At 67.1% G+C, this 15,714-nt stretch carries 13 protein-coding genes; 6 read left to right on the top strand and 7 right to left on the bottom strand.

Going from position 1 to position 15,714, the window contains the following annotated elements; all coding sequences use genetic code 11:
- Nucleotides 1–31 precede the first annotated feature (31 nt).
- Nucleotides 32–652: a glutathione S-transferase gene (locus tag QOL57_RS10500; RefSeq protein WP_089238140.1), complete on the top strand. Its 621-nt coding sequence runs from the start codon at nt 32–34 to the stop codon at nt 650–652.
- Nucleotides 653–766: 114 nt separating this feature from the next.
- Here the strand turns inward: QOL57_RS10500 and QOL57_RS10495 are convergent, their stop codons facing one another.
- Nucleotides 767–2,956 (bottom strand): primosomal protein N', encoded by a 2,190-nt coding sequence (locus tag QOL57_RS10495; protein ID WP_089237200.1) that lies wholly within the window; start codon nt 2,954–2,956, stop codon nt 767–769.
- 413 nt (nt 2,957–3,369) lie between these two features.
- On the opposite strand from QOL57_RS10495, the gene QOL57_RS10490 reads away from it, so the two are divergent.
- From QOL57_RS10490 to sppA, 4 genes are all read left to right on the top strand, one after another.
- Nucleotides 3,370–4,371, top strand: coding sequence for a hypothetical protein (locus QOL57_RS10490; protein WP_089237198.1), 1,002 nt, complete (start codon nt 3,370–3,372; stop codon nt 4,369–4,371).
- The gene (locus QOL57_RS10485) at nt 4,364–4,930 is read left to right on the top strand and encodes a DUF3106 domain-containing protein (protein ID WP_089237196.1); all 567 of its coding nucleotides are present in this window, start codon (nt 4,364–4,366) and stop codon (nt 4,928–4,930) included. The genes QOL57_RS10490 and QOL57_RS10485 overlap by 8 nt, the downstream gene beginning before the upstream one ends.
- A gap of 181 nt (nt 4,931–5,111) precedes the next feature.
- Complete coding sequence (locus QOL57_RS10480; protein ID WP_089237194.1) at nt 5,112–6,476, top strand: MATE family efflux transporter; 1,365 nt, start codon at nt 5,112–5,114, stop codon at nt 6,474–6,476.
- A gap of 112 nt (nt 6,477–6,588) precedes the next feature.
- Entirely contained in the window at nt 6,589–8,511 is a 1,923-nt protein-coding gene (gene sppA / locus QOL57_RS10475) for a signal peptide peptidase SppA (protein WP_089237192.1), read from the top strand.
- Nucleotides 8,512–8,597: 86 nt separating this feature from the next.
- Here the strand turns inward: sppA and QOL57_RS10470 are convergent, their stop codons facing one another.
- Nucleotides 8,598–8,801: a hypothetical protein gene (locus QOL57_RS10470; protein WP_089237190.1), complete on the bottom strand. Its 204-nt coding sequence runs from the start codon at nt 8,799–8,801 to the stop codon at nt 8,598–8,600.
- 112 nt (nt 8,802–8,913) lie between these two features.
- On the opposite strand from QOL57_RS10470, the gene QOL57_RS10465 reads away from it, so the two are divergent.
- Entirely contained in the window at nt 8,914–9,690 is a 777-nt protein-coding gene (locus QOL57_RS10465; protein WP_025879399.1) for an SDR family oxidoreductase, read from the top strand.
- 10 nt (nt 9,691–9,700) lie between these two features.
- Here the strand turns inward: QOL57_RS10465 and QOL57_RS10460 are convergent, their stop codons facing one another.
- From QOL57_RS10460 to QOL57_RS10440, 5 genes are all read right to left on the bottom strand, one after another.
- Nucleotides 9,701–10,423 (bottom strand): hypothetical protein, encoded by a 723-nt coding sequence (locus tag QOL57_RS10460; protein ID WP_089237188.1) that lies wholly within the window; start codon nt 10,421–10,423, stop codon nt 9,701–9,703.
- A gap of 180 nt (nt 10,424–10,603) precedes the next feature.
- The gene (locus tag QOL57_RS10455; protein WP_089238138.1) at nt 10,604–11,311 is read right to left on the bottom strand and encodes a hypothetical protein; all 708 of its coding nucleotides are present in this window, start codon (nt 11,309–11,311) and stop codon (nt 10,604–10,606) included.
- Between the two features lie 43 nt (nt 11,312–11,354).
- Entirely contained in the window at nt 11,355–11,915 is a 561-nt protein-coding gene (locus QOL57_RS10450; RefSeq protein WP_089237186.1) for a Sua5/YciO/YrdC/YwlC family protein, read from the bottom strand.
- A 144-nt stretch (nt 11,916–12,059) separates the two neighbouring features.
- Nucleotides 12,060–14,540 (bottom strand): DNA topoisomerase I, encoded by a 2,481-nt coding sequence (locus QOL57_RS10445; protein ID WP_089237184.1) that lies wholly within the window; start codon nt 14,538–14,540, stop codon nt 12,060–12,062.
- A 222-nt stretch (nt 14,541–14,762) separates the two neighbouring features.
- On the bottom strand, nt 14,763–15,692 hold the full coding sequence (locus QOL57_RS10440) for an RDD family protein (RefSeq protein WP_089237182.1): 930 nt from the start codon (nt 15,690–15,692) through the stop codon (nt 14,763–14,765).
- Between the last annotated feature and the right edge of the window lie 22 nt (nt 15,693–15,714).

Genomic DNA, 15,714 nt, shown 5'->3' with positions numbered 1-15,714 from the left:
TGCCGCTCGCATTGCCAGCAAGGAAATCCGCATGTTGAAGATCTGGGGTCGCCGCAATTCCAGCAACGTCCGCAAGGTGCTGTGGTGTGCCGAGGAAATCGGCCTGCCGTACGAGTCCATCGAGGTGGGTGGCAGCCACGGTGGCACGCAGTCGCCGGAGTACGTGGCGATGAACCCGAACGGGCTGGTGCCGGTGATCGAAGACCACGGCCTGCCGCTGTGGGAATCGAACACCATCGTGCGCTACCTCAGTGCGCGCTATTCGCTGGGCACGCTGTACGCGGAAGACGCGATGGAGCGTGCGCAGGCCGAGAAGTGGATGGACTGGAGCACCTCGCGGATGGCGCCGCTGTACTCCGAACTGATCTGGGGGATCATGCGCACCGCGCCGGCCGACCGCGATGAGGCGCGCATCAATGCGGCAATCGTGCGCGCCGGTGATTTCCTGGCGCTGCCCAACGCGACCCTGGCCACGCAGCCGTGGTTGTCAGGCGAAAAATTCGCCATGGGTGACATCGCCCTGGGCTCGTTGATCTACGCGTGGTTCGAGCTGCCGATCCAGCGCCCGGATCTGCCGCACCTGGCCGACTGGTATGCACGCCTGCGCGAGCGCCCGGCGTACCAGCGCGGCGTGATGTCACCGATGACGTAAGCGAAGGGGCGACGTTCGGGGTCGGAGCCCCTTTCTGCGAAAAGGGATCCGACCCCAAGCCATCGGGGTCGGATCCCACCCATCGGGTGGGCTCTGACCCCAGCGCATCCTCCCTCAATACAGGTCGGTGGGATCCACATCCAGCGACCAGCGCACCTTGCGTGCCTCCGGCAGCGCGTACAACTGCGGCACCAGCCGTGCCAGCACCCTGTGCAGCGGTGGCCGCTGCGCCGCCGACAACAACAACTGCGTGCGCTGATAGCCGGCACGGCGTGGCATAGGTGCGGGCATCGGCCCGTAGGCCTCCACCACGTTCTGCTCGCCCAGCAGTTTCCGCGCGGCCAGCAGGAATGCATTGGCATGCTCCAGCTGCTGCGCTTCGGCGCGCATCAATGCCAGGTGCGCGAACGGTGGAAAACCTGCCGCCTCGCGCTGGTTCAATTCGGCCTGCGCGAACGGGTGGTAGCCACCGTTCACCAGCGTCTCCAGCAGCGGATGACCCGGATGATGGGTCTGCAACCACACTTCGCCCGGATCGCGCGCGCGACCGGCGCGGCCGGCCACCTGGATCAGCTGCTGCGCCAGTTTTTCGCTGGCGCGGAAATCGGCCGAGAACAGGCCTTCGTCGATGCCCACCACCACTACCAGCGTCAGCTTGGGCAGGTCGTGGCCCTTGGCCAGGATCTGCGTGCCGACCAGGATGCCGGGCTCGTTGCCCAGCTTGGCCAGCTGCTGCTCCAGGGCATCGCGCCGTGCGGTGGTGCCGCGGTCGATGCGCACCACCGGGAAATCGGCGAAAGCACTGACCAGGTGTTCTTCCAGTCGCTCGGTGCCAATGCCCTGCGGCTGCAGCGCCAGGCTGCCACAGGCAGGGCAGGCCAGTGGTGCCGGCTGCCGCGCACCGCAGTGATGGCATTGCAGGCGACGGCCACCGCCATGCACGGTCATCGGTGCGTCGCAGCGGTTGCAGGGCGCGGTCCAGCCGCAGTCGTGGCACAGCAGCACCGGCGCATAGCCGCGTCGGTTCTTGAACACCAGCACCTGCTGGCCACGCTGCAGGTGTTCGCCGATGCCGGCCAGCACGTCGGCGGAAAGGCCATCGCGCAGCGGACGCTTGCGCACATCCAGGATGCGCACGCGCGGCGGTCGGGCATCACCGGCACGCTGCTTCAGGCGCAGATGCGCGTAACGGCCGGCGTAGGCGTTGTGCAGGGTTTCCAATGAGGGCGTGGCGCTGCCCAGCAGTACCGGAACGCCCTGCGCCTTGGCCCGCACCAGGGCGAAATCGCGCGCGTGGTAGCGGATGCCGTCCTGCTGCTTGTAGCTGCCGTCATGCTCTTCGTCGACGATCAACAGGCCGGGCTGCGGCAGCGGGATGAACACCGCCGAACGCGTACCGACGATCACCCGCGCTTCGCCGCGTGAGGCCGCGGCCCAGACCCGCGCGCGTTCGTTGTCGGTCAGCCCCGAGTGCAACGCGTGCACGGCAATGCCGAGACGGCCGCGGAAGCGTGCCAGGGTCTGCGGGGTCAGGCCGATTTCGGGCACCAGCACCAGCGCCTGCCTGCCCTGCGCCAGGCAATGGATGATCGCCTGCAGGTAGACCTCGGTCTTGCCGCTGCCGGTCACCCCGTCCAGCAGGAATGCCTGGAAGCTTTCGGCGGCGGTGATCGCGGCCACGGCCTCGGCCTGCTCCGCATTGAGGGTGGGGCCGGGCAGGGGCTGAGCGTGCTGCGGCGCCACGCTCAGGGCGATGCGCTCGGCCAGGTCGCGCTTGCCCAGGCTGCGTGCGGCCACCCGCCAGTCCTGCATGCGCGCGGACAGGACATCCTCGTCCACCACCGCGTCGGTCAGCAGCTCGGCCAATTGCCGTGGTCGGCTGCCGGCGCGCAGCTTTTCGCGCTGGGCGTGGCCCTCCGGTGTCAGCTGCCAGCCCCAGTGATGGGTATCGGGCAGCGGTTCGCCGTGCCGCAGCGGGCCGGGCAGGGCGGTGCTCAGCACCTCGCCCAGGGGGGCGTGGGTATAGCGTGCCAGCCACTGCAGGCTCTGCCACAGCTCGCCCTGCAGCAGCGGCGCGGTGTCACACCAGGCCAGTGCCTGGCGCAGGCCCTGGCTGTCGTCGGCCTGCCCGTGGCCGGCCACCACGCCGATCAGTTCGCGGTTGCCGAACGGCACCTTCAGCCGGCAGCCGACTGCCACCGTCGGGCCCTCGCCCTGCGGCGGCAGGTAGTCGAACAGACGCGGCAGGGGGACGGGCAGGGCGACCTGCAGGGTCGGGACGGGGCCGGAATCGGGGGCGAGCATCGGGTCAGTGTAACGGCCCCTGCGAGGGCGCATGGCAGAGGCAAATGCGACTGGCATGCCCTTCGGTGAATCATAAATGTCACCTAAATATCGGTGTCTATTGGAGATTCAGTCTTATCCACATCTTCTGTGGATAAGTCTGTGCGTTAGCGGCTCGTGGAGCCGCATGAGGCCGATGGCGACGGCCTCACGCTTGGGTTGGTCAAAAAATAGCCACACTTTAAATTTGATGTAAATCAATAATTTAAGTGTGAAACATTGCTGAAACAGGGTGAATTCAGCCATTCATCGAGGAATGGCCCGGTTCCCGCGTGATGCTGTGCACAACCTGCAGCATGAAGTGTCTGCAATCGCAAGCCTGCCGGGCAGCGATGGGCTGCCGCTATCATGCCGGCAGACCTTTGGAGTGACCGATGACGGCTGTGCCCGCCCCTGTTTCCTCGACCGCGGCCGGCGCGCTGTCGGCATTTCTGCGTGGCGTCGAACGCCGTGCCCTGGTCGTGGCCGAACTGCAGTGCGGCGACCCCGCCCGTGCCGAACAGACGCTGGTGGCGGTGATGCGGGCCTTCGCCGCCGTCGCCAGCGACCTGCCGATGGCGCAGTGGCCCGGCCGCTTCTGGACCCTGCTGGGCCAGCGCCAGGCGCTGCGCGAGCCGACCACCGGTCAGTGGCCGCCGTCGCTGGCCGCGCTGGGCGACATGGCCCCCCTGCCGCGGCTGGCTCTGTTGCTGCGGGTGGGCGGCAGCCTGGACGAGGGCATCGCCACCCGCGTTCTGGATGTCGACGAGGAGGGTTATCAACGCCTGTTGGCCACGGCCTGCCCACGCGATGCCAATGGCCAGCCCGATGCCGCCGCATGGCGGACGCTGGCCGAACAGGTGCAGCTGCGTATCCGCGACCTGCCGGCCAAGCGTCTGCAGCAACTGGCGCAACCGTCCGCGCCAGCGGCCAACAACCAGGCGCCTGCCTCCAGTTGGCGTGCGCCACCGCGCGACGAACGCGCGCCTGCCAGCGGCAAGCGTCGTCGCCCCAATACCAAGCCGCGCTGGCGTGGCCCGGTGATCCTGTTGATCACCGTGGCGGTGCTGCTGCTGGCTGCGTTGGGCTGGCGCCATTGGCAGGGCCGCGCGTTGACGGCCGATGGCCCCTTGCCCGAGGGCGTGGTGGGTGAGGCCGGGCCGGTCACCGTCGAGGCACTGCCCGCCAGCGATGTCCGCCCCGCTGCAGGTGGAGATGCGCAGGCCAGCGAAGATGCCGCCATGCTCGCCGACCGCGACTACCCGCTGCTGGCCGAGGCCGACATGCATGCCTGGAGTGCTGCCGGTGGCCCGTTGCCGGTGGACGAGTCACAACCCAAGCCGACCCGCCCGGAACCGGTCGGCGCAGCGCTGGAAACCTCTGCTGCCGATGAATAAGCTCCTCTTCGCCGGCCTGCTGCTGGCCTTGCCGCTGTCGCTGGCGGCTGCTCCGCAATCGTTGAACGTGCCGCTGCCCGCACCCTCGGCAACACCGTCGGCGGTTGCGCCCACCGCAGCAGCGGCATTCGCGCAACTCGATCCCGCCCAGCAACGTCAGCGTCGCAGCGACTACGCCGCGTGGCGAGCCCTGCTAGAGGGTGAGCGCGAACGCATCCGTCAGGCCGCCAGCCGTTTCGCCGCCTTGCCGGCCGATCAGCAGCAGCGCCTGCGCACGCAGTTCCTGGCACAGGACCAGGCCTTCCGCGAAGGTTGGCGTCTGGGCCCGCAACTGGGCGCCGAGTTCCCCAAGCTGCACGGCCTGTTCGGTTTCGTGCCGCCGCAACAGCGCGACGCGGTTCTTGCCGTGCTGCGCCAGCTGAGCCCTGCGCAGTTGGCACAGTTGGCTCTGGTCGCGCAGCGCACGCCGCCGCAGGAACGCGACAGCGTACGCAGCGCATTCCTCACCGTCCCCGCCGCCGAACGCGACACCTGGCTCAAGCGACAGGCCGGGCAGTAAGCAAAAAGGGGACGGAGGGAATCAAGTCATTTCTGGCCCGACTGTGCCGGATACGACTTGATTCCCTCCGTCCCCTTTATGGGGCAGTCATGGGAATGGCCGCCCAGCGCGCGTAAGATGGCCGGCCGCAACCCGGTGCCTGTGCCCTTCGCGCGCAACCGTAGTTCGCGTCAAGCACCTTATGTCTACTGCAACCTCCACGCCGCGCTTCAGCAAGGAAGTCGGCGCCACCGGTCTGCTTGCCCTGCCGCTTGTGCTCGGGCACGTCTCCACCGGTCTGATCTCCTTCGTCGACAACGTGATTGCCGGCCACCATGCGACATCCACCCTGGCCGCAGTGACCATCGGCACCGCGCTGCTGTGGCTGCCGATGCTGATCCCGATCGGCACGCTGATCTCACTCACCGCCTCGGTGTCGCAGCTGCATGGCGCCGGCCGTGAGCGCGAGATTGGCCCGTTGTTCCGGCAGGCGCTGTGGCTGGCGCTGGGCCTGGGCCTGATCATGTTCACCTTCCTCACCGTGGTGCCGCCGCTGCTGCCGGCTTTCGGCATCGCTCCGGACATCGTGCCGGGCGCAACGGCGTTCCTGCATGCGGTGCGCTGGGGTGGCCCGGCGCTGACCCTGTACTTCTGCATGCGCTATCTCAGTGAAGGCATGCATTGGACGCTGCCGACCATGCTGCTCGGTTTTGGCGGCCTGCTGGTGCTGGCGCCGATGGGCTACGTGCTGGCCAACGGCAAGCTGGGCTTCCCGGAAATGGGCGCCGAAGGCCTGGGCATCGCCTCGGCGGTGATGATGTGGCTGCAGGCGATCGCCTTTGGTACCTACCTGTGGTTCACCAAGCGCTTTGCCCACCTGCAGCTGTTCTCGCATTTCGAGGGACCGCGCTGGTCAGCGATCTGGGACCTGCTGCGCACCGGCCTGCCGATCGGCATCACCGTGTTGATGGAAGGTGGCCTGTTCATCGTCACCGCACTGTTGATCGGTCGCCTGGGTGCCAATGAAGCGGCCGCGCACCAGATCGCGATCAACGTGGCGCAGCTGTGCTTCATGATCCCGATGGGCGTGGCCGAGGCGACCACCGTGCGGGTCGGCCATGCGGTCGGCCGTGGCGATGGCTTCGGCGTGCGCCGTGCGGCGTGGGCCGGCTACGCGATCATCATGGGTACGCAGACGCTGTCGGCGGCGGCGCTGCTGTTCGGCCACGACGCCATCGTCGGGGTCTACACCAACGACCTGGCGGTGGCCGGTCTGGCCTCGACCCTGCTGCTGTACGCGGCCACCTTCCAGTTCCCCGATGGTATCCAGGTGCTGTCGGCCGGCGCACTGCGTGGACTGAAGGACACCCGCGTGCCGATGTTCATCGCCATGTTCGCCTATTGGGGTCTGGGCATGCCGCTGGGCGCCGGGCTCGGCCTCGGCCTGGGCATGGGCCCGCAGGGCATGTGGATCGGCCTGATCGTCGGCCTGACCGCCGCCGCCATCCTGATGGGCTGGCGCCTGAACCGCAGCAGCAAACGCCTGGGCCAGTCCACGCTGGCCTGATATCCCCTGTCATGGGCAACCGTGACTGGCGATCCCCTGACTTGTGTCCGATGCCGCCTCACGCGGCACCGGCTATGCTGTTACCACGGCAAGAAGCCATCCGGAGTGCTCCATGAACCAACCCGTGCCGCCGCTGCCCCCGGCGAACCGCAATCCTGTCGCCAGCTTCTTCATCGGGCTGTGGGACGTGATGAATTTCACCCGCCGGTTGATCCTCAACCTGGTGTTCTTCGGCCTGTTGCTGCTGGTGCTGGTGATGTTCATCGTCGCTGCCGGCATGGGCGCTGGCGCCAGCAAGGCGCTGCAGGACCGCACCACCCTGGTGATCGCGCCGGAAGGCCGCCTGGTCGAGCAGTACAGCGCCGATCCGGTCAGCCGCGCGCTGGCCAAGGCCGTTGGTGACAACGGTGCCGAGGAAGTGCAGCTGCGCGATCTGATCCGGGTGATCGAGAACGCGCGCGATGACAAGAAGATCGAGCGGGTGGTGCTGGAGCTGGACAAGCTGCAGCCGTCCGGTTTCGCCTCGCTGCGTGAAGTGTCCGCTGCGCTGCAGGACCTGCGCGCTTCGGGCAAGCAGCTGGTTGCCTTCAGCGAGAGCATGGGCCAGTCGCAGTACCTGCTGGCTGCACAGGCCGACGAGGTCTACCTGGACCCGATGGGTTCGGTCGTGCTGGAAGGCCTTGGCCGCTACCGCCAGTACTTCCGCACCGGCCTGCAGGACAAGCTGGGCGTGGACGTACACCTGTTCAAGGTGGGCGAGTACAAGTCGGCCGCCGAGCCGTACGTGCTCGACGCGGCGTCGCCGGCGTCCAAGGAAGCCGATCTGTTCTGGATGAACGATGTGTGGCAGCGCTACCTCGGCGACATCGCCAAGGCCCGCCGCCTGGATCCGGCGCAGCTGGCGGCCGGCATCGATACCCTGCCTGAAGGTGTGGCTGCCGCTGGCGGCGACCTGGCCAAGTTCGCCCTGCAGCAGAAGCTGGTGACCGCGCTGAAGACCCGCGAGGAATTCGAGGATCTGATGATCGAGCGCGGCGTGGCTGATGAAGACGCCGACGGTGGTTTCCGCAACATCGATTTCGGCACCTACATGGCCCAGCTCGATGCGCGCCGCAACCCGGTTGATTCGCGTCCGCAGGTCGCGGTCATCGTGGCCTCCGGTGAAATCAGCGGCGGCGATCTGCCGGCCGGCCGCATCGGTGGTGAATCGACCTCGGCGCTGCTGCGTGCGGCGCGCGACGATGACGACGTCAAGGCCGTGGTGCTGCGTGTGGATTCGCCCGGTGGCGAGGTCTACGCTTCCGAGCAGATCCGTCGCGAAGTGGTGGCCCTGCAGGCCGCTGGCAAGCCGGTGGTGGTGTCCATGGGCGACCTCGCTGCGTCCGGTGGTTACTGGATCAGCATGAACGCCGATCGCATCTATGCCGATCCGTCGACCATCACCGGTTCGATCGGCATCTTCGGCATGATCCCGAACTTCAGCCGTGCGCTGGACAAGTTCGGCGTGCATACCGACGGCGTCGGCACTACCCGTTTCGCCGGTGCCTTCGATGTCACCCGGCCGATGGACCCGGCCGTGGGCCAGGTCATCCAGTCGGTGATCAACAAGGGCTATGCCGATTTCACCGGTCGTGTCGCCGAGGCCCGCAAGAAGCCGGTCGAAGCGATCGACGAAGTGGCCCGCGGGCGTGTCTGGAGCGGTGCGCAGGCCAAGGAGCGCGGTCTGGTCGATGCGTTCGGTGGCCTGAAGGACGCCGTGGCTGACGCTGCCGGTCGGGCCAAGCTGGGCGCGACCGACAAGTACCGTGTGCGTTACATCGAGAAGGCGGCGACGCCGTTCGCGCAGTTCGTCAGCGGCTTCGCTGGCAGCCACGCCGGCGCCTGGATGCTGGCCGATTCCGGCGTGGGCCGGATGATGCTGGCGCGCACGATGCCGGAAATCGATACGCAGCTGCGCTTTGTCGAGAACGCGGCCCGCGAGAAGGGCAATGGTGCACCGGTGAAGTCGCTGGCGTATTGCTTCTGCGGGTTCTGATACCCGATCCGGGATGTCCACGCATGGCGTGGATCTACTGAACGCACAACGCCCGGCCTTGGCCGGGCGTTGTTGCATGCGGGGTTCTACTGCGCGTCGGCCTCTGCCTTGCGCTCGCGTTCGGCCGCCTCGTCCATGGTCTTCTGCACGCCTTTGGCGCGGTCCAGTGGTTGATTGACTGCCTTGGCCAATGCCTGTGGTTCCGGTGGTCGTTCCGGATTCGGCGGTGCAGGGCGCTGGCACCCGGCCAGCACGGCGGCCGACAGCAGGACGGGAATCAGGATGCGCATGGCAGCTCTCCACGAGGGACGTGGGGCCCAGTGTCGCATCACGGACGGGGGACGGTCGTGAGCGCGTATCCTTGCCGCATCGAAACACAGTGGGCGCGGCCCCGGAGGACATATGACCCAGCAACGGTGGCGCCTGGATGGGCAGACGGCCCTGATCACCGGTGCCAGCGCCGGTATCGGCCTGGCGATCGCGCATGAACTGGCCGGTCTCGGCGCCGATCTGATGATCGTCGGCCGCGACCTGGATATGCTGGAGAGTGCCCGCGATGAGCTGCTGGATGTGTATCCACAGCACCAGGTTCACGCATTGGCCGCCGATGTGTCCGACGACGAAGACCGCCGGCAGATCCTGGACTGGGTCGAAGACCACGCCGATGGCCTGCACATCCTGGTCAACAATGCCGGTGGCAACATCACCAAGCCCGCCACCGAGTACTCCGAAGACGAGTGGCGCGGCATTTTCGAGACCAATCTGTTCTCGGCGTTCGAACTGTCGCGCTATGCGCATCCGTTGCTCGCGCGCCACGCGTCATCGGCCATCGTCAACGTCGGCAGCGTGTCCGGCCTGACCCATGTGCGCAGTGGCGTGGTCTATGGCATGACCAAGGCGGCGATGCACCAGATGACCCGCAACCTCGCGGTGGAGTGGGCCGAAGATGGCATCCGGGTCAATGCGGTGGCGCCGTGGTACATCCGCACCCGTCGCACCTCCGGCCCGCTGTCCGATACCGACTACTACGAGGAAGTGATCGGACGCACGCCGATGCGGCGCATCGGTGAGCCGGAAGAAGTGGCCTCGGCGGTGGGCTTCCTGTGCCTGCCGGCGTCGAGCTATGTCACCGGCGAATGCATCGCGGTGGATGGCGGCTTCCTGCGTTACGGCTTCTGATCGCGGCTGTTCACTGCGGCACCGGGCAATTGCTGGCTTCCAGCACGGCCTGCAGGCGCTCGCGTTCGCCGCGCGCCGCCTGCTGATTCTCCGGTGCGGCGAACCGCTCCCGACCGCGCGCATCGCGGAAGCGCTGTTGCCAGCTGCCGCAGCGCTGCGCTTCGGCCACTTCGGTGCAGCGGTCGCGGACCACTTCGCAGCTGGCGGCGTTGACCGGTGTCGCCCCGCCCAGGCCCTGTACGTTCAACAGTTCGCAATGACCCGGTGCGGCTTCGTACTCATGCAGGTACGAGCTTCCCTCGCTGCTGAGGCATTGATAGATCGCCGGCAGCGGTGGCTTTGGCGGTGCGTTGTCGTCCACCGCCGTGGCGTCGCTCGAACGTGGCAGCATCGCGCTGTCGAGTATGGCGTCGCCGCCTTCGTGCTCGACCATGCGTGCTTCCATGATCGTTCGGCCCTCACGTGGCTGCGTCTCTGCAGGCTCGGCGGCGGCATCTACGGACGGCACCGCTGCAGGCGGCGCAGTGGGGCTGTTCTGCACCGGCGCGACCGGTGCCGCCGGCGCAGTCGCAGTCGCAGGGACGCGCTGGATCTGCTGGCGGGTGCCGGCGGGGCAGGGGGTGCGCTGCAGCGTGGGCACATCGCTGCTGCCCATGCAGCGGTAGATCACCATGTCATCGGCCAACGCGTTGCCGGGCAACAGGCCCATGGCCAGCCAGATCAGTCTTCTCATGTGAGCAGCCTACAGCGGTGGCCCATGCCCGGGTAGTCGCCAACCTTGGTTGGCACCGCTGTCTGCCAGCGCCCACCAAGGAGGGCCTCTACCAAAGCGCGCGGCCTGGTAGTTGCCAACCTTGGTTGGCAGCGCTGTCTGCCAGCGCCCACCCAGGTGGGCGTCTACCAGAGCTGGGGCTCAGCCGCCGCAGTCCTGCGCCAGCCGTGCATCGATGCCGCGCTGCTCATTGCTGATCGCGGTGCGCTCGCTCTGCAGTGCGCTGTTGTAACGCCGGTCCAGCTCCCAGCGACGATCACGCAGGCGTGCGCACACTTCCTGCGGGAGTAGCGCGTGGCAGGTGTCGCGGACCAGGATGTTGCCGGCAGGCACGTTGACACCGACACCCACCGACGGCGGACGATAGGCCGGTGGTCCACCACCGATGGAGGCATCAATGGTGGTGCCACTGCTGGCCGGGCGCGGCCCTGGATGCGGTCCGGGTCGCCCGCCGCCCAGATGACCATGCGGATACCAGACCGTGGTCCACAGCGGCACCCAGCGCGGATTCCCTTCGTTGTTGTCGCTGGTGTAGCGATCGCCGTCTTCACTCACGCATTCGTACATCGGCTGTGGTGGCTGGATGTAGACATGGCGCACTTCGCGCTCGCGCATTGGCGGTGCTTGCGCCGGTGCGGGCACTGCGGCGTCGGTGCTGACCACTCGCGGCGGCGGATCGCGTGGGCGTTGCAGGTCGCGCACTTCCTGGCGGCCGGCCGTGCAGGGCTTGTCCTGCAGGGCGACGGCGCCATTGCTGCCGACGCAGCGGTAGACCCGCACGTCGTCAGCGGCAAGTGCCGGCAACGGCAGCAGCAGGGCCAGGCACAGGATAGGGCGCAGCAGGGTCATGGGCGCAGCGTGCGCGATCGGCAACGCCGGCGCAATCAGCCTGTCAGGAGCGCAGTACGTTGCCACTGAGCGCATCACGGATCGGCGTGGGTTGGGCCAGGCCACCGGTCTGCCCATCGAGGATGCCGTCGAGCAGGCGCAGCAGACGCGGGTCCAGCTCTTCGCGGCTGCGCGCGGGTGGCTCGCCGGCAAGATTGGCGCTGGTGGAGACCAGAGGGCCACCCCAGGCCTGGCACAGTGCCGCGACCAAGGGGTGGGCGCTGATACGCACCGCGATGCCGTTGTGTTCGCCGGTGATCCAGCCGGGCGCGCGTGCGCCGGCGGGCAGAATCCAGGTGTTGGCGCCGGGCCAGCTGGCAAGCACCGCCCGCTGGCGTGCATCGGGCAGCGCCTGCAGTCGCACCCAGCCTTGCAGCTGCGACAGTTCCGCAGCCACCAGGATCATGCCTTTCTCGATCGGGCGCTGTTTCAGCCGCAGCAGCAGGTGAACCGCTGCCTCATGCGAAGGGTCGCACCCCAGGCCCCAGACTGCTTCGGTCGGGTAGGCGATCACCCCGCCACTGCGGAGCGTGGCGACTGCGGTGTCCAGCGTGAGTTCTTTCATGGCGGCGACCGGGCCCGGCGTGGGCCTTCATTATCCCCCCGCTGCGTGCACAACGGGTGGAGCAGTAGGTGCGGACCGTTGGTCCGCACACCTTGGCAGATCATCCACGCATGGCGTGGCAGATCATCCACGCATGGCGTGGATCTACTTGGCAGCCTTCTTCACGGCCTTCTTTGCCGGTGCCTTCTTGGCCACGGCCTTCTTCGCCGCCTTCTTTGCCGGCGCCTTCTTGGCAGCGGCCTTCTTCGGCGCGGCTTCCTTCTTCACTGCCGCTTTCTTTGCCGGGGCCTTCTTCGCGGCAGCCTTCTTGGCGCCGAAGCCCTTGCGCACCGGCTTGCCGGTTTCTTCCATCAACTGCTGCACTTCGGCCAGGGTCAGCGATGCCGGCTCACGATCCTTGGGGATCTTGCCGTTCATCTTGCCGTCGCTGATGTACGGGCCGAAACGACCGTTCAGCACCTGGATGTCGCTGCCCTCGAACTCCTTGATGATCCGGTTGCGCGCGATTTCTTCCTTCTCTTCGATCAGGAACACGGCGCGGGCGAGGTCGATGGTGTACGGGTCGTCTTCCTTCTTCAGCGAGGCGTAGGTGCTGCCGCGCTTGGCGAACGGGCCGAAGCGGCCGATGCCGACACTGACGTCCTCGCCCTTGTCCTCACCCAGCGCGCGCGGCATCAGGAACAGCTCCAGCGCGTCTTCCAGGGAAATGGTGTGCATCGACTGGCCCGGCCGCAGCGAAGCGAACTTGGGCTTGTCCTCTGCATCCTCGGCCGTGCTGCCGATGGCCGCGTAAGGCCCGAACCGGCCCAGGCGCACGCTGACCGGCTTGCCGGTCTTGGGGTCGGTACCCAGTTCGCGCGCACCACTGGCCTCGGCGCGGTCGACCGATTCCTTCTTGTCTTCGACCAGTTCCTTGAACGGTCCCCAGAACCGCGTCATCAGCGGAATCCACTCTTCCTCGCCGCGCGAGACGGCATCAAGCTCGTCCTCCAGCTTGGCGGTGAAGTCGTAGTCGACGTACTGGGTGAAGTGGCTGGACAGGAACTTGGATACCGCACGGCCGACATCGGACGGGCGGAAGCTGCGGCCTTCCATTTCCACGTACTTGCGGAACAGCAGGGTCTGGATGATCGAGGCGTAAGTCGAAGGACGGCCGATGCCGTATTCTTCCAGCGCCTTCACCAGCGCCGCTTCAGTGAAGCGCGGCGGCGGCTGGGTGAAATGCTGGTCGGCCACGATGCGCTCCAGCGGCACGCGGTCGCCCGGCTTCATCGCCGGCAGCTTGCGGCCTTCGTCGTCATCCTCGGCGCTCTTGCTGTCCTTGCCTTCCTCGTACACGGCCAGGAAGCCGGGCACGACCACGGTGGTGCCGCTGGCGCGGAACACGTGTTCGCTGCCGGCCGACAGATCCACGCTGACGGTGTTGAGCGTGGCCGGGATCATCTGGCAGGCCACTGCACGCTTCCAGATCAGCTCGTACAGCTTGCGCTCGTCGTCGGTCAGGAACCGCGCGACCTGGGCCGGGGTACGCAGTGCCGAGGTCGGACGCACCGCTTCGTGCGCTTCCTGGGCATTCTTGGACTTGGTCTGGTAGGTGTTGGGCTGGTCAGGCAGCGAGGCGATGCCGTAGTCACGGGCGATCACGTCGCGGATCTCGGCCAGCGCGTCCTGCGACAGGTTCACCGAGTCGGTACGCATGTACGAGATCAGGCCGACCGTGCCTTCTTCGCCGCCGATGTCCATGCCTTCGTACAGCTTCTGCGCGACCTGCATGGTCTTGCGGGTGGTGAAGCCGAGCTTGCGCGAGGCTTCCTGCTGCAGCGTGGAGGTGGTGAATGGCGGCGCGGGGCGACGCTTGCGCTCCTTGCTGGCCACGTCGGTGACATGCAGGGCGCCCTGTGCCGCCTGCTGGATGCGCAGGCGGGCGGCCTCGGCGGTGTCGCCGTCGGTGACGGTGAACTGCTCGAATTTCTGCCCGTCCAGCTTGATCAGCTTGGCGTTGAAGTGCTGCGAGGGATGCGCGCACTCGGCGGCGATCGACCAGTACTCGCGGGCGATGAAGGCTTCGATCTCTTCCTCGCGCTCGACGATCATGCGCAGCGCCGGGCTCTGCACGCGGCCTGCCGACAGGCCGCGCTGGACCTTGCGCCACAGCACCGGCGACAGGTTGAAGCCGACCAGGTAGTCCAGCGCGCGGCGCGCCTGCTGGGCGTCGACCAGGTCGCTGGCGATCTCGCGCGGCTGGCTGATGGCTTCCTTGATCGCGCGCGGCGTGATCTCGGTGAAGACCACGCGCTGCATCGGCTTGTCCCCGACCAACCCGCGCTCCTTCAGGATCTCGGCGATATGCCAGCTGATCGCTTCACCCTCGCGATCCGGATCGGTCGCCAGCAGGATGTCGTCGGCGCCCTTTGCGGCCTTGGCGATCGCATCGACATGCTTTTCGTTCTTCTCGATCACGTCGTAATGCATGGCGAACCCGTTGTCCGGGTCAACCGCGCCTTCCTTCGGGATCAGGTCACGCACGTGCCCATACGAGGCCAGGACCGTGTAGTCCTTGCCGAGGTATTTGTTGATCGTCTTGGCTTTGGCCGGCGATTCAACGATGAGCAGGTGCTTGGGCATGGCAGCAGGGTCTGTGGGTAAGCCGCGGGGAAGGGCCGCTAGGGTGGAGCAAACGGCCGCATTAGTGAAGCGGCCACGGGCAAATCAATAAACTGAACGCCCGGGACTGTGCCGGGCGTTCAGGTTTCACCTTATTAGAGGAATCACGCCCGCCCTGCCGTTGTCAAGCAGGGGGGCGTGAGGATGGCCATCCGCGACGGCGCATTGGCCCTCGATTCCCGATCAGGACGCCATGTTGGCGATGACGCCGACTGCGATGATGATCGCGGCGAAACCGGCCAGCATCAGCAGGCCGCCCAGCACCAGGATCACGATGGTCACCGTGCCCATCTCGCGGCGCTGCAGCTGCGGCTGGTCGGTGTAGGCCCAGCGGTCGACCACCACGGTGTCGCAGATGAGGTCATGCAGGCCCTGCTTGCGCTCGGTGAAGGCGGCCATCAGGTAGCCGATGCACAGGGTCAGGCCGCTGAGGATGGTGGCGAAATAGCGGCCGATGCTGCGGCCCAGGGTCAGACGATCGCCGTTGCCGCGCACGACCTTGATGCCGATGGCCATCTTGCCGAGGGTGGCGCCGCCACGGGAGGCATGGAACCAGCCGTAGTAGGCGGCGGCGATGAACAGGCCAGCCAGGCCACTGATCAGCTGGGTAACCACTTCCACCGCTGTTTCGCCGCTGCCGGTGGCCCCCATGCCGGCGCCGAGTACGAAGCCCAGCACGCCACCGACCACGCCGCTGGGAATCAGCAGAACGAAATAGTCGATCAGGTAGGCGGCAAAGCGCTTCCAGAAGCCGGCGTAGACCACTTCGCCGCCCTGCACCGGCTGCGAATAGTCACCGCCGCCTGCGCCGGGCGCGGTGTACGGCGAGCTGCTGAGGGCGCCGGTGCCCGGCAGGGGCGCGGTGCCGTTGTCGATCGCGGCGTAGTCGTTGCGCAGGTCGAAGCCACCGGTGCCGGTGGACGTGCTGGCATCGGCCAAAGTCTGCAGGCCCAGCTCTTCCACCATCTGCCGCAGCGGCGCCCACTGCCCCATGCCTTCGCGCCAGACCAGGGTGTCCAGATTCAACTGGCCGCGCTGGAAACGCTGGCGGATCTCAGTGACCTCCAGCGGTCCCTGGCGTTGCTGTCCTTCGGCGTAGTACCACTCAGTCATTGCATGTCCCCTGTTGGGTCGT

The sequence above is a fragment of the Stenotrophomonas sp. yr243 genome (assembly GCF_900184195.1).
Classification (GTDB): Bacteria; Pseudomonadota; Gammaproteobacteria; order Xanthomonadales; family Xanthomonadaceae; genus Stenotrophomonas; species Stenotrophomonas lactitubi.
The sequence above is the reverse complement of the archived record's forward strand: the minus strand, read 5'-3'. Positions and strand labels throughout refer to the sequence as shown.